The 22337-nt window shown below is 70.8% G+C and carries 17 protein-coding genes and 1 other RNA gene; 6 read left to right on the top strand and 12 right to left on the bottom strand.

Annotated features, from left to right (window positions below):
• Window positions 1–41 precede the first annotated feature (41 nt).
• The 5 genes from ACWXWW_RS03135 to ACWXWW_RS03155 form a co-directional block, all read right to left on the bottom strand.
• Entirely contained in the window at window positions 42–575 is a 534-nt protein-coding gene (locus ACWXWW_RS03135) for a hypothetical protein (protein WP_455968666.1), read from the bottom strand.
• Between the two features lie 61 nt (window positions 576–636).
• The gene (locus ACWXWW_RS03140) at window positions 637–4146 is read right to left on the bottom strand and encodes an error-prone DNA polymerase (protein WP_455968667.1); all 3510 of its coding nucleotides are present in this window, start codon (window positions 4144–4146) and stop codon (window positions 637–639) included.
• Window positions 4146–5759 carry a DNA polymerase Y family protein gene (locus ACWXWW_RS03145; protein WP_455968669.1) on the bottom strand — a complete coding sequence of 538 codons (1614 nt, stop codon included), beginning with the start codon at window positions 5757–5759 and terminating at the stop codon, window positions 4146–4148. Before ACWXWW_RS03145 ends, ACWXWW_RS03140 begins: the two co-directional genes overlap by 1 nt.
• Window positions 5756–6547 (bottom strand): hypothetical protein, encoded by a 792-nt coding sequence (locus tag ACWXWW_RS03150; RefSeq protein WP_455968670.1) that lies wholly within the window; start codon window positions 6545–6547, stop codon window positions 5756–5758. Before ACWXWW_RS03150 ends, ACWXWW_RS03145 begins: the two co-directional genes overlap by 4 nt.
• Window positions 6548–6677: 130 nt before the next feature.
• Window positions 6678–7826 carry a hypothetical protein gene (locus tag ACWXWW_RS03155; protein ID WP_455968672.1) on the bottom strand — a complete coding sequence of 383 codons (1149 nt, stop codon included), beginning with the start codon at window positions 7824–7826 and terminating at the stop codon, window positions 6678–6680.
• Between the two features lie 153 nt (window positions 7827–7979).
• Here ACWXWW_RS03155 and ssrA point away from each other — a divergent pair.
• Window positions 7980–8349, top strand: a transfer-messenger RNA (tmRNA) gene (gene ssrA, locus ACWXWW_RS03160).
• An 89-nt stretch (window positions 8350–8438) separates the two neighbouring features.
• Here ssrA and ACWXWW_RS03165 read toward each other — a convergent pair.
• The gene (locus ACWXWW_RS03165) at window positions 8439–9056 is read right to left on the bottom strand and encodes a MarR family winged helix-turn-helix transcriptional regulator (protein WP_455968673.1); all 618 of its coding nucleotides are present in this window, start codon (window positions 9054–9056) and stop codon (window positions 8439–8441) included.
• Between the two features lie 149 nt (window positions 9057–9205).
• On the opposite strand from ACWXWW_RS03165, the gene ACWXWW_RS03170 reads away from it, so the two are divergent.
• Both ACWXWW_RS03170 and ACWXWW_RS03175 read left to right on the top strand, forming a co-directional pair.
• Window positions 9206–10483, top strand: coding sequence for an MFS transporter (locus ACWXWW_RS03170; protein WP_455968675.1), 1278 nt, complete (start codon window positions 9206–9208; stop codon window positions 10481–10483).
• Window positions 10480–12954: a glycoside hydrolase family 78 protein gene (locus tag ACWXWW_RS03175; RefSeq protein WP_455968677.1), complete on the top strand. Its 2475-nt coding sequence runs from the start codon at window positions 10480–10482 to the stop codon at window positions 12952–12954. Before ACWXWW_RS03170 ends, ACWXWW_RS03175 begins: the two co-directional genes overlap by 4 nt.
• Before the next feature lie 46 nt (window positions 12955–13000).
• Here the strand turns inward: ACWXWW_RS03175 and ACWXWW_RS03180 are convergent, their stop codons facing one another.
• On the bottom strand, window positions 13001–13666 hold the full coding sequence (locus ACWXWW_RS03180; RefSeq protein ID WP_455968679.1) for an SHOCT domain-containing protein: 666 nt from the start codon (window positions 13664–13666) through the stop codon (window positions 13001–13003).
• Window positions 13667–13801: 135 nt separating this feature from the next.
• On the opposite strand from ACWXWW_RS03180, the gene ACWXWW_RS03185 reads away from it, so the two are divergent.
• Window positions 13802–15115, top strand: a complete 1314-nt coding sequence (locus tag ACWXWW_RS03185) for an APC family permease (RefSeq protein ID WP_455968681.1) — start codon at window positions 13802–13804, stop codon at window positions 15113–15115.
• Between the two features lie 60 nt (window positions 15116–15175).
• Entirely contained in the window at window positions 15176–16072 is an 897-nt protein-coding gene (locus ACWXWW_RS03190) for a D-alanyl-D-alanine carboxypeptidase family protein (RefSeq protein ID WP_455968682.1), read from the top strand.
• A 9-nt stretch (window positions 16073–16081) separates the two neighbouring features.
• Here the strand turns inward: ACWXWW_RS03190 and ACWXWW_RS03195 are convergent, their stop codons facing one another.
• Genes ACWXWW_RS03195 through ACWXWW_RS03210 form a run of 4 tightly spaced genes read right to left on the bottom strand, consistent with a single transcriptional unit; the run spans window position 16082 to window position 20560 of the window.
• Window positions 16082–16912, bottom strand: coding sequence for a nucleoside hydrolase (locus ACWXWW_RS03195; RefSeq protein ID WP_455968683.1), 831 nt, complete (start codon window positions 16910–16912; stop codon window positions 16082–16084).
• A 50-nt stretch (window positions 16913–16962) separates the two neighbouring features.
• Window positions 16963–17886, bottom strand: a complete 924-nt coding sequence (locus tag ACWXWW_RS03200) for a hydroxymethylglutaryl-CoA lyase (protein ID WP_455968684.1) — start codon at window positions 17884–17886, stop codon at window positions 16963–16965.
• Window positions 17883–19109 carry a CaiB/BaiF CoA transferase family protein gene (locus ACWXWW_RS03205; RefSeq protein ID WP_455968685.1) on the bottom strand — a complete coding sequence of 409 codons (1227 nt, stop codon included), beginning with the start codon at window positions 19107–19109 and terminating at the stop codon, window positions 17883–17885. Before ACWXWW_RS03205 ends, ACWXWW_RS03200 begins: the two co-directional genes overlap by 4 nt.
• Window positions 19109–20560 carry a GntP family permease gene (locus ACWXWW_RS03210; protein ID WP_455968687.1) on the bottom strand — a complete coding sequence of 484 codons (1452 nt, stop codon included), beginning with the start codon at window positions 20558–20560 and terminating at the stop codon, window positions 19109–19111. Before ACWXWW_RS03210 ends, ACWXWW_RS03205 begins: the two co-directional genes overlap by 1 nt.
• A gap of 106 nt (window positions 20561–20666) precedes the next feature.
• Here ACWXWW_RS03210 and ACWXWW_RS03215 point away from each other — a divergent pair, with 106 nt between their 5' ends.
• Window positions 20667–21431, top strand: a complete 765-nt coding sequence (locus ACWXWW_RS03215; RefSeq protein ID WP_421075330.1) for an IclR family transcriptional regulator — start codon at window positions 20667–20669, stop codon at window positions 21429–21431.
• A 33-nt stretch (window positions 21432–21464) separates the two neighbouring features.
• On the opposite strand, the gene ACWXWW_RS03220 is transcribed toward ACWXWW_RS03215, so the two are convergent.
• The gene (locus ACWXWW_RS03220) at window positions 21465–22286 is read right to left on the bottom strand and encodes an aldo/keto reductase (RefSeq protein ID WP_455968689.1); all 822 of its coding nucleotides are present in this window, start codon (window positions 22284–22286) and stop codon (window positions 21465–21467) included.
• Between the last annotated feature and the right edge of the window lie 51 nt (window positions 22287–22337).

Raw genomic sequence — 22337 nt, forward strand, 5'->3', positions numbered from 1 at the left:
CGGGGGCGTGAGCAAGAGGATCAAGGTCGCTGTGACTGAGGCTATTCGCATATCGACTCCGAGGCGCTCCCGGAGACATCGCTTATGCGCGCGTCAGCTTTTTCAGGACGAAGCGTGAACGTGATCTCGAGCGCTTGTAGATCTCGCCGCTCGGGATCGACGACGGACTCTCCGGACGCATCGAATGCCTGGACCTCTGAAACGTCGAGGCAGCTGATCGCGACAACCTGGTGGGTTTTCGCGTCATAGCTGACTGGTTGGAACGATTTCGTCGCGGCGTCGCCGCTTGTTGTCCAGCCCTCGGCATGGTTTCGGCTGTACTCCTCACGAACATCGGCATTAAAGTCGCCCACGGTGAGTTCGTACAGCGGCTCAAACGTGTCGGCGTTCCTTAGGTCCACGTCATTGACGGCGGTGACGTACTCGTTCCACGTCTCCTCCGCCGCGGCGAATGCCTCCTCCTCTGACGCGAAGCCGTTCGGCGTCGGCGTCGGCGCGGGTTCGGGTACGCAGCCCGCGAGCGAGATCGCGCCGGCGATCGCGGCGACGAGGGCGAGGGGCCTGCGGGGCATCATGCTTGTCACGGTAGTGCGCTCGCGGCGCGGACGCGGCAGTTATCCACAGGCCATGATGCGGTCACTGGAAGTCGCGCGAGTTGTGCTTGACCCCGACGCGGAGGTCTTCGAACGCGTCGGCGAGGAGGTTCACGACGCCCTCCGGTGAGCGCTCGAGGATGCCGCGTGCGATGAGCGCGGGGCTGTCGCGCAGCACGCGTCGGTAGCGGTTCCAGACGCCCGTCGAGCAGATGACGTTCATGAGCCCGTGCTCGTCCTCGAGGTTGAGGAACGTCACTCCCGATGCGGTCGCCGGGCGCTGCCGGTGGGTCACGAGGCCCGCGATCTCGACGCGGCGACCGGACTCGTGCGTGCGCAGCGCGGTCGACGGCAGCACGCCCCGGCCGTTGAGCTGCACGCGGTAGTGCGCGAGCGGATGGTCGTTGACCGAGATGCCCGTGGCCCACAGGTCCGCGGCCAGGCGCTCGAAGCTCGAAGGGTCGGGGAAGAGCGGCGGCTGCACCGACGCGACCGTGCCCGGCAGGAACTCCGCGCGATCGAGCGCCGCCGAGCCGGCCATCCAGATCGCCTCGCGACGGGTCATCCCGAGGCCCTCGAAGGCCCCCGCCGTGGCGAGCGCCTCGACCTGCGCCTCGGTCACGCCCGTGCGCCGCACGAGCCCGTTGAGGTCGGTGAACGGGCCGTTCGCGGCGCGTTCGGCGACGATCCGCTTCGCGGTGGCGAGGCCGATGCCGGTGACCCCGGCCAGGCCGAGGCGGACGGCGTACGCCCCATCGCGGCGGTGCGCCTCCGACTCGTCGCGCGCGCTCCGGTCGAAGTCGCCGACGGGAGGCTGGTCGTGCTCACGGCACGCTTCCCATCCGGTCGGCGCCCTGCGCGCCGCGCCGATCGTCTCGCGGCTGTGCACACGGTGCGCAGGCTCGTCGGCGCGCTCGAGGGGCTCGAGCTCCTCGGTCGCACCCGACAGATTGATGTCGGGCCGGCGCACGCGCACCCCGTGTCGACGCGCATCTGCCGTGAGCGACGCGGGCGAGTAGAAGCCCATGGGCTGCGAGCGGAGGAGCCCTGCGAGGAATGCGGCGGGGTAGTGGAGCTTGATCCACGACGAGGCGTAGACGAGCAGCGCGAACGACAGCGAGTGCGACTCGGCGAAGCCGAAGTTCGCGAACGCCTGGATGCGCCCGTACAGGTCGTCGGCGAGCTCTCCCGTGATGCCGTTCTCGGCCATCCCCGCGTAGAGCTTCTTCTTGAGCGTCTCGATCTTCTCCTGCCCGCGCTTGGAGCCCATCGCCCGACGGAGCAGGTCGGCCTCGCCCGCGTCGCAGTTGCCGACGGCGACCGCCATCTGCATGAGCTGCTCCTGGAAGATCGGCACGCCCAGCGTGCGCTTGAGCACCGGCTCGAGCTTGGGGTGGGGGTACTCGACGACCGCCGCGACGCACGCGTCGTGCGACAGATCCGGATGCTCGCGGCGGTAGGCCTCGAGGGCCGCCTTCCGCTTCACGAACGGATGGACGGCCCCGCCCTGGATCGGACCGGGGCGGATGAGGGCGATCTGCACGACGAGGTCGTAGAACGAGCGTGGCTGCAGCCGGGGGAGGAGGCCCATCTGCGCACGCGACTCCACCTGGAAGACGCCGATCGAGTCGGCGCGGCACAGCATGTCGTAGACCGCGGCCTCCTCGCGCGGGAGCGTCTCGAGCCGCCACTCCTCGCCTGTGGCCTCGCGGATGATGTCGAAGCAGTGCTGCAGCGCCGCGAGCATCCCGAGACCCAGCAGATCGAACTTGACCAGACCCATCCACGCCGCGTCGTCCTTGTCCCACTGGATGACCGTGCGCTTCTCCATGCGGGCGTGCTCGATGGGCACGACCTCGCCCACGGGGCGCTCGGTGAGCACCATCCCGCCCGAGTGGATGCCGAGGTGCCGAGGCGCCTTGAGCAGCTCGGTCGCGTACGCGAGCACCTGCTCGGGGATGTCGTGGTCGGGACCGGTGTCGACCGAGGCGCCCCAGCGCTCGACCTGCTTCGACCAGGCGTCCTGCTGGCCGGGGGAGAAGCCGAGGGCCTTGGCCATGTCGCGGATGGCGTTCTTCGGCCGGTACTGGATGACGTTCGCGACCTGCGCCGCGCGCTCGCGGCCGTACTCGTCGTAGACCCACTGGATGATCTCCTCGCGCCGATCCGAGTCGAAGTCGACGTCGATGTCGGGCTCCTCGTCGCGCAGCGCGGAGAGGAAGCGCTCGAAGGGGAGGTCGTAGAAGATCGCGTCGACCGCGGTGATGTCGAGCAGGTAGCAGACGGCGCTGTTGGCGGCGGAGCCCCGACCCTGGCAGAGGATGCCGCGGCGCCGGGCCTCCTGCACGATGCCGTGGACGATGAGGAAGTAGCCGGGGAAGTCCTTCTCCTCGATGACGCGCAGCTCCTTCTCGATGCGCGTGCGCACCTCCTCGCGGCGACCGGGGTACTTGCGGTCGACGCCCTCCCAGACGAGATGGCGCAGATGCTCCATCGGCGTGCATCCGTCGTCGAGATCGAGCTTCGGCAGCGCGGGCTTCGCGAGCCGCAGCGGGAAGGCGAGCTCGTCGGCGAGCGGCACGGTGCGCTCGACCGCTCCGGGATGGCGCGCGAAGAGCCGCGTCATCTCGGCGCCCGAGCGCAGGTGCGCCGCCGTGTGCGCGGGGAGCCAGCCGTCCAGATCGTCCATGCTGCGGTTCGCGCGCACGGCCGCGATCGCCGTCGCGAGCTGAGCGTCGTGCGGCGACGCGTAGTGCACGTTGTTGGTCGCCACGGTCGGCAGGTGCAGGCGGCCGGCGAGCGCCGCGAGAGCGTCGTTGCGGGGAGAGTCGAGCGGATCGCCGTGGTCCGTGAGCTCGACGTTCACGTTGTCGCGGCCGAAGAGCGCGACGAGGCGCTGGAGCTCCCGCCCCGTGCGCTCGAGATCTCCTCCTCCGCGCAGCGAGGCATCGAGTGCCCTCCGCACCGCGCCCTTGCGGCACCCGGTGAGGACGACCCACTCGCCGCCGGCCTGCGCGCCGAGCTCCTCGAGGTCATAGAGGGGGCGCCCCTTCTCCCCTCCGCGCAGCTGCGCGTGCGTGATCGCGGCCGAGAGCCGGTGGTATCCCTCCTCGCCGCGGGCGAGCACGAGCAGATGATCGCCCTCGGGATCGGCATGACCCTTCTGCGGCTCGGAGAGCCCGAGCGAGAGCTCGGCGCCGAACACGGTCTTGACGCTCGTCGTCTCGGCCGCCTCGGCGAAGCGGGCGAGACCGTAGAAGCCGTCGTGGTCGGTGAGGGCGAGGGCATGCAGGCCGAGGCGCTCCGCCTCCTCGACGAGGGCCTCGGGTGACGAGGCTCCGTCGAGGAACGAGTACGACGAGTGCGCGTGCAGCTCGGCATAGGGGATGGCGTCGACCGGGCGCTCGATGGGAGGCGGCGTGTACGCGCCGCGCTTGCGGCTCCACGCGGGGCTGTCGCCGCCGTCCGCTCCGGCCGGGACGGGATCGGGGCGACGCCCGCTCAGCGCGCGCTCGAGCTCCGACCAGCGCACGGGCGGGTTGTGCCATCCCATCAGGCGTACCTCCCCTCGATCCACCAGGAGTCGTCTTCCAGCACGATGAGCCAGGCCGTCTGCTCCGCGTCGACCACCTGGAAGCGGTGCGCTCGCCGCATCCGCTCGCCGTCCCATCCGCGCTCGATCACGGGCCACGGCCCTGCCCATGCCGTGATGGGGCGCCCGTCGATGACCGCGGGCGCCGCCGTGAGCAGCCCGCGGTCGTCGACGGAGACCTCCGCGCCGCCCTGGCCGGAGACGCGCGTGCGCCTCGGATGGCGGAACACCTCGCTCGGCAGCGGCTGCGGCAGCGATCCCGGCCACGGCGCGTCGCGTCGCTGAGCCGGCCGCTCCCCGTCGCCCCACGGCACGCGCACCTCGCGCTCCTGCAGCCAGCGCCCGCCGCCGACGGCAGGGGTGACGACGCCGCGGTGCCCGAGCATCGCCTGCACGCGCGACATCGCGTGATGGAGTCGCTCGTCGGGGCCCTGGCCGATGAGCGTCGGCTGGTGATGCACGCTGTCGTCGACGGCCTCGGGCTCGATGCGGACGTGCGCGATGCCGCCGACGAGGTCGCCGCCGTCGTCGGCGGCAGCCTGCAGCTGCCAGCGCACGCGGTCGACGAGGGCCGCAGGGTCGAACCGCGTGGGATGCAGCCACACGCGCTCGCTGCGCGTGCCGCGGTCGTCGGTGAGGATGATCCGGGCCTCGGTGCAGACGAGCCCGGCTTCGCCGAGGGCGGTGCAGACGTCGTCGCACGTCTGGCGCACGGCGAAGGCGATCTGATCGGCGAGCTCGAGCGGCGGCTCGAGATCGAGCTCGCGCGCGAGCTCGGGCGGCGGCGTGCGCGGCTCGACGGGACGGGAGTCCGCGCCGCGTGCGAGATCGTGCAGCCGCACGCCGTGCTCGCCGAGTCGTGCGCGCACCTGCTCGCCGTCGAGCGCGGCGAAATCGCCGAGGGTCTGCACGCCGAGCTTCGCGAGCAGCCCCACGAGGGCGTCGTCTTCGATGGCCGCGATGGAGAGGGGTGCGAGGAAGTCGGCGGATGCTCCAGGCGGCACGCAGCGGACGGGGGCGTCCGCGCGCGTCAGGCGGGCGGCGCGCTCGGCGGTGAAGACGCCGTCGGCGACGCCGGCGCGGGCTCCTGGGAGCCCCATCGCCGTGAGCGCCTCGATGAGGGCGAGGGCGGCGGGCTCCTCCCCGCCGTAGAAGCGGGCGGGGCCCCGAGCCCGCACTGCGGCGAGGCCCGGCCGCAAGGGCTGCACGCCGGGGGTGAGCTCGTCGAGGCGCGTGAGCACGGGCAGGAACGCGCGCTCGTCGCGCCCCGGATCGGCCGGGGCGAGCTGCAGAGAGGGGCAGGCCGCCTGCGCGTCGCGGCGGCGCTGTCCGCGGCGCACCCCCTCGGCGCGCGCCGCCGCCGAGCAGGCGACCACGCGGTTGGCATGCAGGATCGCGACCGGCGGATCGGCGGCGACCGTCGCAGCGGCGGTCGCCGGCGCGGCGGTCGCGGGAGTGCTCGCCTGGCGTGCCAGCGGGTCGCGTGCGGCCCGGCGTGCCGCGTCGCGCGACACGGTCCGCAGGTGCGCGGTGACCGGCCAGTCCGGCAGCCACACGACGATGGCCCTGGTCATCCGACAGCCGCCAATCCGCGTCGCGCCGCGCGCGTCTTCTGCTCGGCGCGGGCGAGCACCGCGCGAGCGCGCTCGGCGCGTTCGGCTGCCGCCGCGTCGATCCGCTCCTCCGCTGCCGAGACGGGCACCACCGCGGGCACGAGAGCCGGGCGGGGCACCGCGACAGGGGCGCCCTGCGGCCCGGGCAGCTGCACGCGCACGCGCTTCGGGACGGGGGAGCGCCGCCCCGACGACGACACCGTGACGGTCCGCGCCGTGAGCAGACCGTGGCCCTCGCCGAGGCCGGACCACACGGGATCTTCGAGGTGCAGCGTCGCCTCGGCCTGCGGCCATGGCCCGGTCACGAGCAGGACGCCGCCTCGGTCGCGCAGTCGCGCGGTCAGGCGCGCGACCTCGGCATCGCGCGGGCTCCCGGCGGGGCGCACCGCGACCACGGGGAAGACCTCGGCGATCGCCGACACCGCGGCGAGCCAGCGGTCGCCGGGCTCGGGGACGAGCGCGAAGCGCGACAGGTCGACGCCCGCGGCCTCGGCCGCCTCCGCCGAGAGCTCGGGCATCCCCACGACCGCGCACCAGGAGCCCGCTCGCGAGGGCTCGGCGAGCAGGGCCAGCAGCAGACTCGCCGCGGGGTCGAGCGTGTAGACGGCGCCGGGGCGCAGGCCTCCCTCGGGGAACAGGGGCGCGAGCGCGTCGTGCACGGGCAGTGCCGTGACGCGGGCGCTCGCCCGCTGCATCCTGCTGATCTCGGTCTGCAGCCGCAGCACCTCGACCGGAAGCGCCATCCCCATCCCACCATTCTAGAAAGTATGTTCTAGCTCCGCCAGAGGAGTTGTTCGAACACTATTTCCAGCCTCCGACATCGCGGTCGAGAGGACGGTGAGAGGGGAGAAGGGGTGCTGGTCGCCTCGGAGATCCGCCTCAGCGGGCGCCGAGGAACGCGCCGTCCGCCGACCCGATGAACGCGTAGTCTGCGTAGCCGTCGCCGAAGGAGATCGAGATGCCGACCGGGGCGCCCTCCTCGTAGCCGCGCTCGACGAACATGTACGGCCCGTCGACGAGCTCGTCGCGCGTCAGGCCGGCCTCGTCGAGCGCCTGCGCGAGCAGCTCGGGGAACGCCGCCCACGCGATGTCGTCGAAGCGGAAGCGCTCCGCATCGGGGTTCTCCGGCTGGATCGACGCCGGCCCCTGGTTCTCGACGGCGCCGCCCCGGTAGAAGAAGGTGTCGAACCGGTCGGAGCCCGGTGCGGTCGCCATGTCGGCGGACACGAACTCCTCGTACACGAGCACCTGCACCGTCTCATCCGTTCCCGCGGCCTCCTCGATCGCGGCGAGGGCGCGCTGCACGCGCCCCTCCGCGAACATCGACGCGTGGTCCTCGCCGGTGATGATCGTGAGCGTCTCGGCACGGACGTCGTCGGCCACCGGCACGAGCACGGCTGCCGCACCGGCCAGGGCGAGCACCACGTAGGCGGCGATCCGCCATCCGCGGCCCTTCGGGCCTGTGCCGATGATCGGATCCCCCTTGCGCCTGCGCGGTGCGCGCTCTGCGCCCAGCACGACCGGGCCATCCTGCCACTCGGCCACGTGCTCGCGTGCGGGCAGGCGCGACAGCCGCGCGGCATCCGGCACCTCGTCCTCGATGATCGCGACCTCGGGCGCATCCGCCTCGAGGCGCGCCACGGTCACGGATGCCCCGGGCTGGTACTGCGGGATCCGCACGATGTCGACGAGCTGGCGGATGGTCGTGCGGTAGGCGGGGCGGTCGGCCGGCGCGACCGACACGTCGATCTCGCACACCGGCTGGTCGTTGATCGTCGTGCCGGTGCGGCGGAGCGCGTCGATGCGGGCGGGGGCGAAGCGCCCCGCGGCCCTGGCGGCTTCGATCTTCTTCGGATGGAGCCCGGCGAGGGAGCCCATCGACCGCGCGACGAGCACGAGGGGGAAGAGGATCGACAGGACGATGATCGCGGTGATCCAGATCCACGTGAAGCGTTCGCCGACGAAGATCGAGAAGAGGAGCGCGGCGACCCCGGCTCCGAAGACGAAGGACATGAGGAGCCTGATCACGCTTCCACGCTATCGACATCTGCCGACGGGCGGATGACCGGGGCGCGCGGGAATGCGGGGGCTCGGGATGTGTTGTAGTCTGTAGTGCTCGGGGAAACCCGAGGTGACAACTCCACAGAGCGACAGCGGTTCCCTTCGCGAGAAGGATTCCCAGGGGCTGATCGGTTTCGACAGTGCTTGCGAATCTGCGAGAAGCGGGCCGAGGATGCAGGGTTATCTCGTAAACGCTCCCTGCGAACCAATAAGTGCCGAATCCAAGCGCACTGACTTCGCCCTCGCTGCCTAAGCGAGCCCGATAGTCCGTCAGACCGTGGTTGATCCCGACACGGACTCTGGCGTCATCTAGGGATCTTGCTGCACGGCGGTGTCGGGACGCCGTGCGGGACTCTTTCTCGACTGGGCTCGTCGACTTAGGTGTCTGTGACAAAGGTCGGAGCCGAGCAGAACGCTTTCACAGACTGCGCCCGGAGAAGCCCCAGAGACTCAGCGCTGGACGGGGGTTCGATTCCCCCCAGCTCCACCGATCGCTGTCGCGACGACGAAGCCCCTTCCCTCGCGGTTCATCCGCGGAGGAGGGGGCTTCGTCGTGTGCGGTTGCGCGGCTGTCGGAGCTTATCGGCCGGACAGCGTTGCCTGCGGAGCGTCTTCGGTGTGATCCGCGTCCTCGAGCGGCTTCGGTCGTGGCGGACGCACGCCGGACGTGCGCTCGATCGCGTGGTCGAGGCGGTCGTCGATATTCGCGACGAGGCGCACCACGAGCGCCTCGAGCTGCGCGAAGTCGTCGTCGCTCCAGTCGCCGAAGATGACGTCGTACGCCTTGGCCGTGACCGCGACGATGCGCTCGGCCACCTCTCGTCCCGCGGGGGTGAGTCCGACGACGCTCTGTCTGCCGTCGTCGGGGTCGGGCATCCTGCCGACGAGTCCGGCGACCTCGAGTCGACGGACGATCTTGCTCACGTTCGATCGACCCGTCCCGATGGCATCGGCCATGTCGGTGGGGCGCGCGGTCGTGCGGTAGATCAGCTGGTTGAGCAGCAGGAAGGCGGGCATGTCCTCGGGGAGGGGGAAGTCGCTCTCCTCCATGATCGACTCGCGCACGGCCGTCGAGTTCATCGATGTCACGAGCGCCTGAAGGGCGATGGAGAAGTCCGCCCCGCGGCCGCGCAGCAAGGGGGTGGAGCTCGCCTGCACCTCCCGCAGGTCCACGCTTGCGTGCGGTCTTCTCGCCATGGACCCAGTATGCATGGACGAGGTGAGCAGATCGATGATTGTCCTCAGGACAATGAACGTGTACAGTTGCGGCGTCGCCAGAGATTGATTCGTTTCACATCGACGGCTCACCCGATGGCCCCAGGGCCAGCTCTTCAAAGGAGAAGCTCGTGTCACAGCTCGCACAGGACCGCAGGAACCGTCCCTGGTGGACAGCCGTCGTCTCGGGGATGGCCTCGTACATCGACGCGGCCGCGATCGTCAGCTTCGGCACCGCCATGGTCCTCTATCAGGCGGCGATCGGACTCACTCCGGCCGAGATCGGGCTCGCGTCGGGCGGCCTGACGCTCGGCATCGCCGTCGGCGCGATCGTCGGCGGGAGACTCGGCGACCGGTTCGGACGCCGCCCCGTCTTCACGGTGACGATGATCCTGATCATCGCCTCCGCCACGGCACTGGCTCTCGCCGGCTCGTTCCCGGTCATCCTCGCCGCTGCTCTTGTGCTGGGAGTGGCGACCGGCGCGGACCTTCCCGTCTCCCTGTCCACGATCTCCGAGGCTGCCTCCGACGACAACCGCGGCCGTCTCATCGGCTTCTCGCATCTCCTGTGGGCCGTCGGCATCATCGCGTGCTCGTTCCTCAGCGCGGGTGTCGCGAGCCTCGGCCAGCTGGGCGCTCAGATCCTGTTCATCCACATCGCCGTCGTCGCGGCGCTGGTCATGGTCGGGCGTCTCACGATCCCCGAGTCGTCCGCCTGGCTCGTCGCCCGCGACGAGCGTCGGCGCGGCATCCAGACGGTCCGCGCCGACCGCGCCTCAGTGAAGGACCTGCTGCGCGGCCCGTATCGAACGCCATTCCTCGGCCTGCTCGGGTTCTACGCGCTGACCAATCTCGCTGCGAACACCGGCGGCCAGTTCGGCTCCTACCTCCTCGTGAATGCCGGAGGCGTGGATCTGCAGACGGCGACCCTCATCGGGCTGCCCTTCATCCCTCTCGGCATCTTCGGTGCGCTGTGGTTCATGAAGATCGCGGACTCGCCGAAGCGGTTCACGTACTTCACGGTCGGCGCCGTCTGCTGGGTCGCCTCCCAGCTCGTGTACGCGGTGTTCGGCGTCAGCCTCCTCACCGCGATCATTTCCGGGCTCATCTCGATCGCCGGAACCTCGTTCGCGTTCGAGGCGATCATGAAGGTCTGGACGCAGGAGCAGTTCCCGACGCTCGTGCGCACCACGGCGCAGGGGACGATCATCGCGGTCGCGCGACTGTTCGCCGCTGCGCTCGCCACGGTCACGCCTCTGCTCGTGGAGATGAGCCCCAACCTCTTCTACCTCTTCCTCGCCCTGGTCATCGCGGTCGGCTGCACGATCGCCTGGGTCGTCTTCCGCACGCGAGACCGTCACGACGAGTTCGACACCGAGGACGAGGCGGACAAGGTGGCCATCGCATGACGGCCGGGACTTTCATCGCCGCACCGACTCCGGGCGGGCAGCCGGCACCCTACTTCCGCCGCGAGGTCACCGTCGAGGAAGGGCTCGAGCGCGCGACCCTCTCCGTCACCGGGCTCGGGATCGTGGAGCCGTTCGTGAACGGCGCACGCGTCGGCGACGAGGTGCTCGCGCCAGGCTGGACGTCGTACCGTCATCGGCTCATGGTGTCGACCATCGACGTGACGGAGTACCTCCGCCCCGGTTCGAATGCCGTCGGTGCGATCGTCGGCGAAGGATGGGCCGTGGGGCGACTCGGCTGGGAGTGGCAGCGCGAGCTCTATGCGGACCGGCCGGCGCTCTTCCTCCAGCTGGAGCTGGATTACGGGGAGCGGACGGAGACCGTCGTCACGGACGGCACCTTCCGCGTGGGCACGGGCGCGGTCTGCGAGAACAGCATCTACGACGGCGAGACGCACGACGCGCGGCTCGAGCCCGTCGGCTGGAGCGAGCCAGGGTTCGACGACACGGGATGGGTCGCCGCCGAGCGATTCGAATGGGACCTCGACACGCTCGAGTCCCCGACGGCGCCGCCGATCCGGCGCATCGAAGAACTCGCCCCGGTCGCGCTGCGCACCAGCCGATCGGGCCGTGTCATCGTCGACTTCGGGCAGAACATCTCCGGATGGGTGCGCTTCGCCGTCGAGGGTGAACCGGGACGGATGATCACCATCCGGCACGCGGAGATCCTCACGCCCGAAGGCGAGCTCGAGACGGAGACCAACCGGACGGCCGAGGCCACCGATCGCTATATCCTGCGCGGCGGCGGCACTGAGGTCTGGGAGCCCCGTTTCACCTTCCACGGCTTCCGCTATGCCGAGGTGGACGGATGGCCCGGAGAACTGAGCGCGGACGCCATCCGCGCGGTGGTGGTGCATTCCGCGATGAAGCGCACGGGATGGTTCGAGACGTCGAATCCGCTGATCACGCAGCTGCACTCCAATGTCGTGTGGTCGATGCGCGACAACTTCGTCGGCGTTCCCACCGACTGCCCGCAGCGCGACGAGCGTCTCGGCTGGACGGGGGACATCAACGCGTTCGCCCCGACGGCCACCTACCTCTTCGACGTGCGGGGCGTCCTCGGCTCCTGGCTGCAGGACCTCGCCGCCGAGCAGCAGGAGAAGGGCTTCGTCCCGTGGGTGGTGCCGGACGCACTGTCGCAGCCATCCTCGCCGACCGCGCTGTGGAGCGACGTGGCGGTCAGCCTGCCGTGGACCCTGTACCAGCAGTACGGCGACGTCGAGATCCTCCGCCGCAGTTACGCCTCCATGACGACGTTCATCCGACAGGTCGCCGCTCTGCTCGATGACGCCGACCTCTGGAGCTCGGGTTTCCAGTTCGGGGACTGGCTCGATCCCGACGCGCCGGCGAGCAACCCCGCTGCCGCGAAGACAGATCGGCACCTTGTCGCGACGGCGTTCCTGTGTCGGACGACGCGCGAGATGGCGTCCACGGCGCGACTCCTCGGTCACGAAGACGACGCGTCAGAGTTCGGCTCGTTGGCGGAGCGCGTTCGGGACGCCTTCCGGCGGGAGTACGTCACCGCGTCCGGCAGGCTCGTCACGGAGTCGGCGACCGCGTACGCGCTCGCGATCACCTTCGGCATCCTCGATGACGATCAGCTGCAGAAAGCGGGGGACCGGCTCGCCGAGATCGTCGCACAGCGCGGCTTCCGCATCTCCACGGGCTTCGCGGGGACGCCGCTCGTGACGGACGCGCTCACGCGAACTGGGCACGTCGACGTGGCCTACCGCCTTCTCCTCGAGGAGGAGTGCCCGTCCTTCCTCTACCCGGTGACGATGGGCGCCACCACGATCTGGGAGCGGTGGGACTCCGTCCTCCCCGACGGCACCGTGAACGCGACAGGGATGACGTCGCTCAATCACTATGCGCTCGGTGCGATCGCCGACTGGCTGCACCGCGTTGTCGGCGGTCTCGAGAGCGTCGCCCCGGGATACCGCCGCGTGCGCATCGCCCCGCAGCCCGGCGGCGGTCTCACCTGGGCGCGCACGGCGCACGACACCGATCACGGCCGCATCCAGGTCTCCTGGCGCATCGAGGATGGCGAAGCGAGCGTCGACGTCGTCGTTCCCGAGGGGGTCGAGGCCGATGTCGTGCTGCCCTTGAAGGAGGGGGACGCGGAGCTCACTGTCGGCGCGGGCACCTACTCGTGGACCTACTCGGTCCCGCCGGGCTACGGCGGAACGTCGTCTGCGGTGACGATGGACTCGCCGATCAGGGAGCTGGCGAAGGACGAGGCGATCTGGGGCGCCGTGGTCGAGGTGCTGCATCGCTTCTTCCCGGGGTTGCCCATCGACGCCTCGACGCCGGAGGCCGCCGCGATGTCGTTGAACGACGTGCTGCAGTACGTGCCGGGAACCTCCCGTGAGCTCGAGGATGACTTGAAGAGCGCTCTGAGCGCCACGTCGGTCTGACGTTCGAGTGTTAGAGCGGGGGCGCCTCAGGTGCGCCCCCGCTTCGCTACAGGCGCTTGAGAAGCTCGGCCTTCTTGGCCCCGAACTCCTCGTCCGTGAGGATCCCGGCATCGCGGAGCGAGGCGAGTCGCTGGAGCTGTCCCGCGATGTCCGGTGCTCCCGTATCGGGCGCGGCGGGTGCTGCATGCTCGACGACCACGCGAGTGTCGCGTCGGGCCTTGAGCTCCTCCATCGCGTCGAGAATGGCGGCCCGGAACTGCGCGGCCTCATCCTTGCTGACTCGGAACGTGATCGAGTTGACCGCGCCGCCCGACGCGGTCTGCACCTCGACGGCGTAGTACATCAAGCCGTCTTTGCGGCTGTTGACGTTCGTGACGTGCTCGAGGAGCACCATGTCGTGCTCGTCCTTGCCGCCCTTCACGCCTGTCGCGAGCAGCGACATGCCGCCGGTGAGCGCGCCCGCCGTGATCTTCCCCGCGGAGAGGCCGCGAGGGCGCTCCCACTCGAGCCGGTTCGGCCACAGGCGGACCTTCGCATTCTTGCCGTCGATGTGGCTGACGAGCTCGAGGATTGGCTGGGGGCCCGCGAGCGAAGGCTGCGCGGGCTCGTCGCGGTTGGCCGCGATCAGATCGTGCTTGGCCTTGTCCAGTCCTGCCTGAGCCTGGCCGACCGCCTGCGAGGCGGCATCCTTCACCTTGTCGAACAAGCCCATATGTCATCCTTCACGAGGTGGGTACTAGTACCCGCGTACTGTATCGGAGAACCGCCGTTCCGCTCCGCCCATCGCAGGTGCGCCCCGCCTCGTCAACCCCGCGCGCGGGCGCCGCGTCGCGGACAGGATGGTCGGATGGCGATCGACTCTGACACCGGAACGCGACTGCGAAGGGGCATCACCACCCCGCTGCTGTTCGCCTTCATCCTCGGCGACGTCCTCGGCGCGGGCATCTACGCGCTCATGGGCGTGCTCGCCGAGGAGGTCGGCGGCATGCTCTGGGCGCCGCTTCTGCTCGCCCTGCTCATGGCGCTCCTGACGGCAGGATCGTACGCCGAGCTCGTGACGAAGTACCCGCGCGCCGGCGGCGCCGCGGTGTTCGCCGAGCGGGCGTTCCGCAACCGGCTCGTGTCGTTCCTCGTCGGGTTCAGCATGCTGGCGGCCGGTGTCGTGAGCGCGGCCGGACTGGCCCTGGCGTTCGCGGGGGAGTACCTCGCCACCTTCGTCGAGCTGCCCGCGGTTCCCGTCGCGATCGCGTTCCTCGCCCTCGTCGCGGCGATCAACGCGCGCGGCATCCGCGAGTCCATGGGCGCGAACGTCGTGATGACCGTGATCGAGGTGAGCGGTCTCGTCATCGTCGTGGTCGTCGTGGGCGTGCTCCTCGGAGGAGGCGGCGGAGACCTCGGGCGCGTCACCCAGCTGCCGGATGGCGCGGGCGGAGCGGGTGCGATCCTCGCGGGAGCGATCATCGCGTACTACTCCTTCGTGGGGTTCGAGACGTCGGCGAACGTCATCGAGGAGGTGAAGGACCCGACCCGCTCGTACCCGCGCGCGCTCTTCGGCGCGCTCGCCGCGGCGGGCGCCGTCTACGTGCTCGTCGGGCTCGCGAGCGCGATCGCGCTTCCGCCGGAGGAGCTGTCCTCCTCCACGGGACCCCTCCTCGCGGTGGTCGAGTCGACCGGTGTGGCCGTCCCCTCGTGGCTGTTCAGCGCGATCGCCCTGGTCGCGGTCGCGAACGGAGCGCTCCTCACGATGATCATGGCCAGCCGACTCACCTATGGCATGGCGGAGCAGGGGATGCTGCCGGGCGCGTTCGCGCGGGTTCTCCCGAACCGGAAGACGCCGTGGGTCGCGATCGTCGCGACGACGGTCGTCGCGATGGCGCTCACCCTGATCGGCGACCTCGCGACGCTCGCGGAGACCGTCGTCCTGCTCCTCCTCTTCGTGTTCCTCAGCGCGAACATCTCCGTGCTCGTCCTGCGTCGCGACCGCGTCGGCCATCCGCACTACCGCGTGTGGACGTTCGTCCCCGTCCTCGGCATCGCGTCGTGCATCGTGCTGCTCACCCAGCAGCGCCCGATCGTGTGGGCCTTCGGCGCCGCTCTTCTCGCCCTCGGCGGCGTGCTGTACGCGGTCGCCCGCTGGACGAGCCGCGACCGCGCGCGCTGAGTCCGCGGATTCAGGGACATCCCGGATGTCCGCGCTCCGCCTCGCGGGACACACTGGAGTGTGATCACCTCCTCTGTCCGTCGGCCTGCGGCCATCCGCATCGCGATCGTCGTCGCGGTGCTCGCGGTCGCCGCGGCGCTCATCGTCGGGCTCGTCACGTGGGCGTCGAAGGCCTCGTCGTCGGCGGTCGTCGACGGCATCGACTGGCCGTCGCAGGGGCAGGCCGCCGTCGCGATCGCCGATGGGGACGTCGTAGCCAGCTCGGACGCGCCCGTGCCGATGGCGAGCATCTCGAAGGTCGTGACGGCGCTCATGGTGCTCGAGGAGCGTCCGCTCGAACCCGGTGAGCAGGGCGGCGACTACTGGTTCACCGAGGAGTGGGACATCGCGTACCGGGACTACATCGCGCGAGGCGAGTCCGCCCTGAAGATCCCGGTCGACGGGATGCTCACGCAGCACCAGCTGCTCCAGGGGATGCTGATCGGCTCCGCGTGCAACTACGCCGACATCCTCGTGACGAGCATCTGGGGTGACGAGGCGGCGTTCGCGACGGCCGCGGCCGCCTTCGTATCCGAGAACGGCCTCGACGGGATCACGTTGGTCGAGCCGACCGGCATCGACACCCGCAACACGGCCACGCCCGAGGCGCTCATCGAGCTCGGGCGCCTCGCGCTCGAGAACCCGGTGATCGCGGAGATCGTCGCGACGCCGTCTGTGGACCTCCCGGGTGCAGGGGTGGTCGAGAACACGAACGACCTGCTCGCGGATCCGGGTGTCGTCGGCATCAAGACCGGCACTCTCGAGGGCAGCAGCCTGCTCTCGGCCAAGGATGTGCCGGACGGAGACGGCGGGACGACCCGCGTCTACGCGGTCGTGCTGGGGCAGCCCGACGACGACGCCCGGTTCACGGCGTCGCGGGAGCTGTACGCGCAGGTCGAGGCGTCGGTCGCGGAGTGAGCGACCGGCTCAGCGCGCGGCGAGACGGAGCCGTGCGAAGAGGTCCTCGATGATCAGGCGCTCGTCGAGATCGACGCACACCAGCTCGTGGGGGAGCGATCCGGGAACGGTCCGCGTGCGCGCGTGCCGGAGCGCCGTGAACGCGAGCGGCGCGCTGTCGCCGAGCGGCCAGACCGGGTCGATCGCGACCCCCTCGGGAAGCGGCAGCTGCTCGTAGCGCTCCCACAGCCATCCGCCGAGTGCTCCGGAAGACGTCAGCCGCTCCTCGAGCTCGGCGACCGAGATCGCGAGCAGCCGGTACGTCTCGGCCGGGAAGCGGATGACCTCGAGCTCCGGCTGGGCGAAGACGAACGTCGCCGCGCCGGCATCGGTGTCGCGGTTGTACTCGAACCCGTCGCCCTCGAGCAGGCCGCCGACCCAGAGGAGGCGAGTCCGCTCGACGACGTCGGGCGCGAGGCGGATGGCGTCGGCGACGTTCGTCAGCGGGCCGCCGCACACGACGGTCAGCTTCGCGTCGGGCGTCGCCTGCGCGGCCGCGTCGACGATGAGCCGCGCCGCGGGGGTCTCGCGCGGGCTGCCGTCGAACCCTGTGTCGGCTCCCGCTGCGAGCGGAAGAGGCGCCTGTGCCATCCGCGTCAGGAGCTCGGCGGCGAGCTCACGGCCGCCCTCCGCGGTGCCCTCGGATGGGCCGAACATCGGGTTGAGGAACGAGCTCGTGACCCCGACGACGTCGTCGGATGGCGAGAGGAGGTGGTGCGCGAGCGCCACGAGGCCATCCGGGTCGCCGCCCCAGTCGTTGTCGACGACCATCCGCCCTGCTGTCGCGATCGCATGCCTCATCCGCGCCTCCGCTCCGCTGCCGTGGATGAAAACATTACACGTTTTATGTTTTAGTCTGGCGCGTCACCGACCACCCACGGGAACGCCTTCGCCCGGCTGCGCGCGCCGGAGCGCGCTCGCGACCGGTCGGGCTCGCCGAGCGTCGTCGTGATCTCCTCACCGAGGCGGATGAGGGTGCCGAAGGCGTCGGGAGTGAGCCAGTCGGGGCGGAAGGCGAAGGCGAGGTCCTCCAGGGCGGTGTTGCCGGAGGCGCCCGGCGCGAACGGGCACCCGCCGAGGCCGCCGAGCGCTCCGTCGACGACGGTCGCGCCGCCATCCGCTGCCGCGGCGGCGTTCGCGACGCCGAGGCCCCACGTGTCGTGCCCGTGGAAGACGACGCCGAGACCGGGGCGCGCGGACGCGGCCAGCGCGACGCGCGTGCGCACCTCTGACGGATGGGCCTGCCCGAGCGTGTCGCAGACGACGACGTCGACAGCGCCGTCGGTGCGCGGGTCGTCGAGGATGCGCGCGAAGCGCTCGAGGGGGACCACGCCCTCGAAGGGGCACGTGAACGACGTCGCGATGCAGAGCTGCACGCTCCCGCCGACCTCCGCGGCGGCCGCGATCGCATCGGGCATCGCCGCGAGCGAGGTCTCGGTGTCGCGGCCGATGTTCGCCTGATTGTGGCTGTCGGAGGCCGAGAAGCAGTACTGGAATCGCCGGACACCCGCCGCGGCGGCGCGCTCGACGTGTCGCGGGGTCGCCACCCAGACCCAGACGCGGTCGCGCTCCTCGGGCGTCAGCGCGGCGACGACGTCGAGGGTGTCGGCGAGCGCGGGCACGAGGTCGGGGCGCGCCATCGAACCCACCTCGATGTGCTCGACGCCGAGGGCGAAGAGCTCGCGGACGAGCTGCACCTTCCGCTCGGTCGGCAGCGGCCTGCCGACGAGCTGGAGGCCGTCGCGGAGCGTGACGTCGCGGTACTGCAGGGTCATCGGAGGTCCTCCTCGTAGGCGTCGATCCGCGCGTCGTCCCAGCCGAGCTCGCGCAGCACGTCGCGCGTGTGCTCGCCGAGATCGGGCCCGACGTGCGCGATGGGAAGCGATCGCCCGCCGAACACGGGCACGATGCCGGGGAATCCGACGCCCTCGCGGACGCCCTCCCCGTCGTCGACGTCGAAGCGCTGGATCATGTCGCGCGCCGCGTACTGCTCATCGGCGCAGACATCCTCGGCCGTGTAGATCGGGCCGGATGGCACGCCCGCGGCGTCGAGCACGGCGAGCGCCTCCTGGCTCGTGAGCGTGGCCGCCCACGCCCCGATTGCGTCGTCGAGGCGATCGCGCGCGGCCCACCGGCCCTCGTTCGACTGGAGGTCGGGCGCGGAGGCGAGGTCGGGTCGGCCGATCGCCGTCATGTACCGCTGGTAGATGGCATCTCCGTTGCCCGCGACGACGATGCTCTTGCCGTCTGCGCACAGGTACGCGTTCGACGGGGCGATGCCCTCCATCCGCCCTCCCGTGCGCTCGCGCCGGACACCGTACGCCTCCCAGTCGGGCACGAGGGACTCGGTCACCGACAGCATCGCCTCGTTGAGCGCGACGTCGATCACGCGATCGCCGAACGGCGTCTCGCGCAGCCGACCCGCGTCTCGCAGACGCGCGAAGAGCGACATCGCGATGCCGAACGCCGCGTAGATGCCCGCGATCGTGTCGCCGATCGAGACCCCCGTGCGGCTCGGCGGGCGCCCGGGCTCTCCGACGAGCTCGCGGAAGCCGCCGTACGCCTCGGCGACGGCGGCGAAGCCGGGCCGGTGCGACAGGGGGCCGCTCTGGCCGAACGCGGAGATCCGCGCGACGATCAGGTCGGGGTTCGCCTCCTCGAGCGCGGCGGCGTCGAGGCCCCACCTGTCGAGGGTGCCGGGGCGGAAGTTCTCGAGGAGCACGTCGGACGTGCGGATGAGGTCGAGCACGATCGCGCGGCCCTCGTCGCTGCGCAGATCGACCACGACCGACCTCTTCCCGCGGTTGATCGTGCGGTAGAGCATCGAGGTCTCGCCGCGGTGCAGACGCCAGCGGCGCAGCTCGTCGCCCGTGCGCGGCCGTTCGACCTTGATCACGTCGGCGCCGAAGTCGGCGAGCAGGCGCCCTGCCGTCGGCGCCGCGATGTAGTTGCCGAGCTCGAGGACGCGGACGCCGTCGAGGGGGCGGAAGTCAGACATCAGAGGAACACCGCCAGGACGAGGGTCATCGCGAGCGCGATGACGGAGGCGAGGGAGACGCCCACGGTCACGGTCTTGAGCGCGCCGCGCACGGACTGCCCGAGGAACGACTGCAGCAGCCAGAACGTGTTCGAGGTGACGTGCACGCAGAAGAGCGCTCCGGCGCCGGCCGCGAGGGCGATGAGCAGCGGGTCGAGCCCGAGGCTCGTCGCGACCGGCGCGATGACACCCGCCGCGGTGATCGCCGACAGGGTGACGGAGCCGACCGCGATGTGGAGCACGGCGGCCATCACCCAGACGACGAGCAGGGGAGCGAACGTCGTCGCCTGGAAGTATCCCTGCAGGATGGCGCCGAGGTCGCCCTCGGAGATGACGGCGGCGAGCGACCCGCCGACGCCCGTGAGCACGAAGATCTGCCCGCCGTCCTGGAAGCCCTTCACGAGCGACTTCTCGATGCGCTGCGTGCCGACCGCGCGGCGCCCGATCATGCCGGTCGCGATGACGGCGAACAGCAGGGCGATGACCGGATTGCCGATGAACTGCATCGCCGGCACCTCGATCGCCAGGACCGTCAGCACCGCCTGCGCGGCGATGAGCAGGAGGGCCATGAGCATCGGGGCGAACAAGAGCAGGAGCGGCTGGTCGCGCTCGGTGCGCTCGGCGACGGCCGTGTATCCGTGCGGCACGCCGCCCAGCGCGGTGCGCACCGTGCCCGTCCGCGTGCGATCGATCCGGGGCGACGAAGCGGATGGCGCGGTGTCGGCCGAGCCATCCGTCGCGTCCTCATCGGTCGGCTCCTCGACGATCGCCTTCTCGTCCTTCTCGGGGTTCCAGAAGCCGAGGCGGAAGGCGATCGTCATGAGCATGATCGTGAGGATCACGGTCGGCACGACCACGACGAGGCCCCCGATGAGCATGACGCCGAGCGGCACGCCGAGGAGGCCCGCGAGCGCGACCGCCGCGAAGCCCGGCACCATGAGCACGATGCCCGTCTCGAGGCTCACCGCGAAGACGACGCCCATGATGCCGGTGCCGTTGCGACCCAGGCGCGGGGCGATCCGGCGCGCGAGGGGTGCGGCGATGACGATCATGACGTCGACGAAGATCGTCTGCAGGTAGGTCGCGAACGACAGGCCCAGCGCGTAGGGCACGCCGCGCTTGCCGAACATCCGCAGGAGGCCGTCGACGAGCCGTGTGATCGCGCCCATCTCGTTGAGCATCGCTCCGATGAGCACGCCCCACGCGATGAGCAGGCCGGCTTCCATCATGACGTCGCCGAAGCCGCGGGTCATGGTCGTCACGGTGTCGACCGGCCCGAGGCCGGTGAGCAGGCCGATTGCGGCCGCACCGACCGCGAGCGCGATCACGGGGTTGATGCGGAATCGCACGATCGCGAAGACCACCCCGACGATGACGAGTCCGACGACTCCCAGCGTGTACCACTCGTTCACAAACGGCCTCTCCCTTGAAGCGTCATCCTGCTCCTGCTCTGATCCCACACTGTAGGAGCAGTCTCACGATGTGGGCAAACCGGCGTCCGGTCCCTAGGATCGCCTCATGGCCGAACAGCCGCTCCTCGTCCTCGCGAAGATCACCGCCATCCTCGACGCGTTCACGCTCAGCGAGCCGCTGCGGACGGCGAGCGAGATCCGCGCCTCGACGGGCCTGCCCGCGTCGACCGCGCACCGGCTGCTGGCGAACCTCGTCGACCACGGGTTCCTCGAGCGCGAGGGCGAGCGCTACCGGATCGGCGTGCGGATGGCGTACTGGGCCGGCCCCGCGACCCGCGCGCGCGACTTCACGGAGCTCCTGACGCCGCAGCTGCGGGCGCTGCGCGACGAGACGGGGGAGACGGCGTGCTTCTTCCGCGTCGAGCAGGGCGCGCGGGTGTGCGTGGGCGTTGCGGAGACGCGCCACGGTCTCAAGCGCGAGATGTACGTCGGGCGCATCCAGCCGCTGCACGTCGGCAGCTCGGGTCGCGTGCTCCTCGCGTGGACCGACGGTCTGCTCGACGAGGTCGCGTCGGGGGAGCTGCCCGCGCTGACCGAGGCGACCATCACCGACCCCGACGTGCTGCGTGCGGCCGTCGCGCAGACCCGCGCCGCGGGCTACGCGATCACCGTGGGCGAGCGCATGGAAGCGGCCTCGGGGCTCGCGGCTCCCGTCTTCGACCAGCACGCGGCCCTCGTCGGCGCGCTCACCGTCATGGGGCCCACCCTCCGAATGCCCGTCGAGGTCTGCGAGCAGCTCGTCGACGCGGTCGTGACCGCGGCCGACGCGCTCACGGCGGCGTTCGGCGGGCGCAAGCCCAGCGCGGCCTGAGCGCGCCTCTCGGCCGGATCAGGTCCATCCGCCTCAGTCGAGCGAGGGGTCCCGGCCCGTTCGCAGGCCCGACTCGAGTGCGGCGATCGCCGCGAGATCATCCGCGTCGAGCTCGAACCCGAGGACGTCGATGTTCGCGCGGATCCGCGCAGGGGTGACGGACTTCGGGATGACGACGTTGCCGAGCTGCAGGTGCCACCGGACGACGACCTGCGCCGGGGCGACGCCGTGCTTCTCGGCGATGCGGGCCAGGGCGGGGTCGTCGAGGAGGCGACCGCGCGCGAGCGGCGACCACGCCTCGGTCACGATGCCGTGGGCGGCGTGATACGCACGCAGCTCGGCCTGCGGGAGGAGAGGGTGCAGCTCGACCTGGTTCACGACGGGGGCCACGTCGGTCTCCGCGCGGAGGCGATCGAGGTGCGCGATCGCGAAGTTGGAGACGCCGATCGAGCGGGCCCGCCCCTCCTCGCGGATCCGCTCGAGGGCGCGGTAGGTCTCGACGTAGCGGTCGCGCGAGGGGATCGGCCAGTGGATGAGGTACAGGTCGACGGTGTCGAGGCCGAGGCGATCGAGACTCGCGTCGAACGCGCGCAGGGTCTCGTCGAAGCCGTGGTCGTCGTTCCACACCTTCGTCGTGACGAAGACCTCGTCGCGGGGGATGCCGCTCGTGCGGATCCCCTCGCCGACGCCGCGCTCGTTCTCGTACAGGGCGGCGGTGTCGATGTGGCGGTACCCCGCCTCGATCGCGACCCGCACGCATTCGGCGGCATCGGCATCCGGGATCTTGTACACGCCGAGACCGAGCTGAGGGATCGAGCGTCCGTCGGAGAGGGGGATGAGCGCGTGCGACGTCATGCCTCCACTCTGCCGCAGGCCGCGTGCAGGATGTCGGCGCGTCGCGTGCAA

It is taken from the genome of Microbacterium sp. KNMS (assembly GCF_053851835.1).

What these genes read in the sequence shown, in the direction of transcription:
- ACWXWW_RS03135 (WP_455968666.1), bottom strand. Translation starts at nt 575, where the DNA reads ATGATGCCCCGCAGGCCCCTCGCCCTCGTCGCCGCGATCGCCGGCGCG.
- ACWXWW_RS03140 (WP_455968667.1), bottom strand. Translation starts at nt 4,146, where the DNA reads ATGGGATGGCACAACCCGCCCGTGCGCTGGTCGGAGCTCGAGCGCGCG.
- ACWXWW_RS03145 (WP_455968669.1), bottom strand. Translation starts at nt 5,759, where the DNA reads ATGACCAGGGCCATCGTCGTGTGGCTGCCGGACTGGCCGGTCACCGCG.
- ACWXWW_RS03150 (WP_455968670.1), bottom strand. Translation starts at nt 6,547, where the DNA reads ATGGGGATGGCGCTTCCGGTCGAGGTGCTGCGGCTGCAGACCGAGATC.
- ACWXWW_RS03165 (WP_455968673.1), bottom strand. Translation starts at nt 9,056, where the DNA reads ATGGCGAGAAGACCGCACGCAAGCGTGGACCTGCGGGAGGTGCAGGCG.
- ACWXWW_RS03175 (WP_455968677.1), top strand. Translation starts at nt 10,480, where the DNA reads ATGACGGCCGGGACTTTCATCGCCGCACCGACTCCGGGCGGGCAGCCG.
- ACWXWW_RS03180 (WP_455968679.1), bottom strand. Translation starts at nt 13,666, where the DNA reads ATGGGCTTGTTCGACAAGGTGAAGGATGCCGCCTCGCAGGCGGTCGGC.
- ACWXWW_RS03185 (WP_455968681.1), top strand. Translation starts at nt 13,802, where the DNA reads ATGGCGATCGACTCTGACACCGGAACGCGACTGCGAAGGGGCATCACC.
- ACWXWW_RS03195 (WP_455968683.1), bottom strand. Translation starts at nt 16,912, where the DNA reads ATGAGGCATGCGATCGCGACAGCAGGGCGGATGGTCGTCGACAACGAC.
- ACWXWW_RS03200 (WP_455968684.1), bottom strand. Translation starts at nt 17,886, where the DNA reads ATGACCCTGCAGTACCGCGACGTCACGCTCCGCGACGGCCTCCAGCTC.
- ACWXWW_RS03205 (WP_455968685.1), bottom strand. Translation starts at nt 19,109, where the DNA reads ATGTCTGACTTCCGCCCCCTCGACGGCGTCCGCGTCCTCGAGCTCGGC.
- ACWXWW_RS03215 (WP_421075330.1), top strand. Translation starts at nt 20,667, where the DNA reads ATGGCCGAACAGCCGCTCCTCGTCCTCGCGAAGATCACCGCCATCCTC.
- ACWXWW_RS03220 (WP_455968689.1), bottom strand. Translation starts at nt 22,286, where the DNA reads ATGACGTCGCACGCGCTCATCCCCCTCTCCGACGGACGCTCGATCCCT.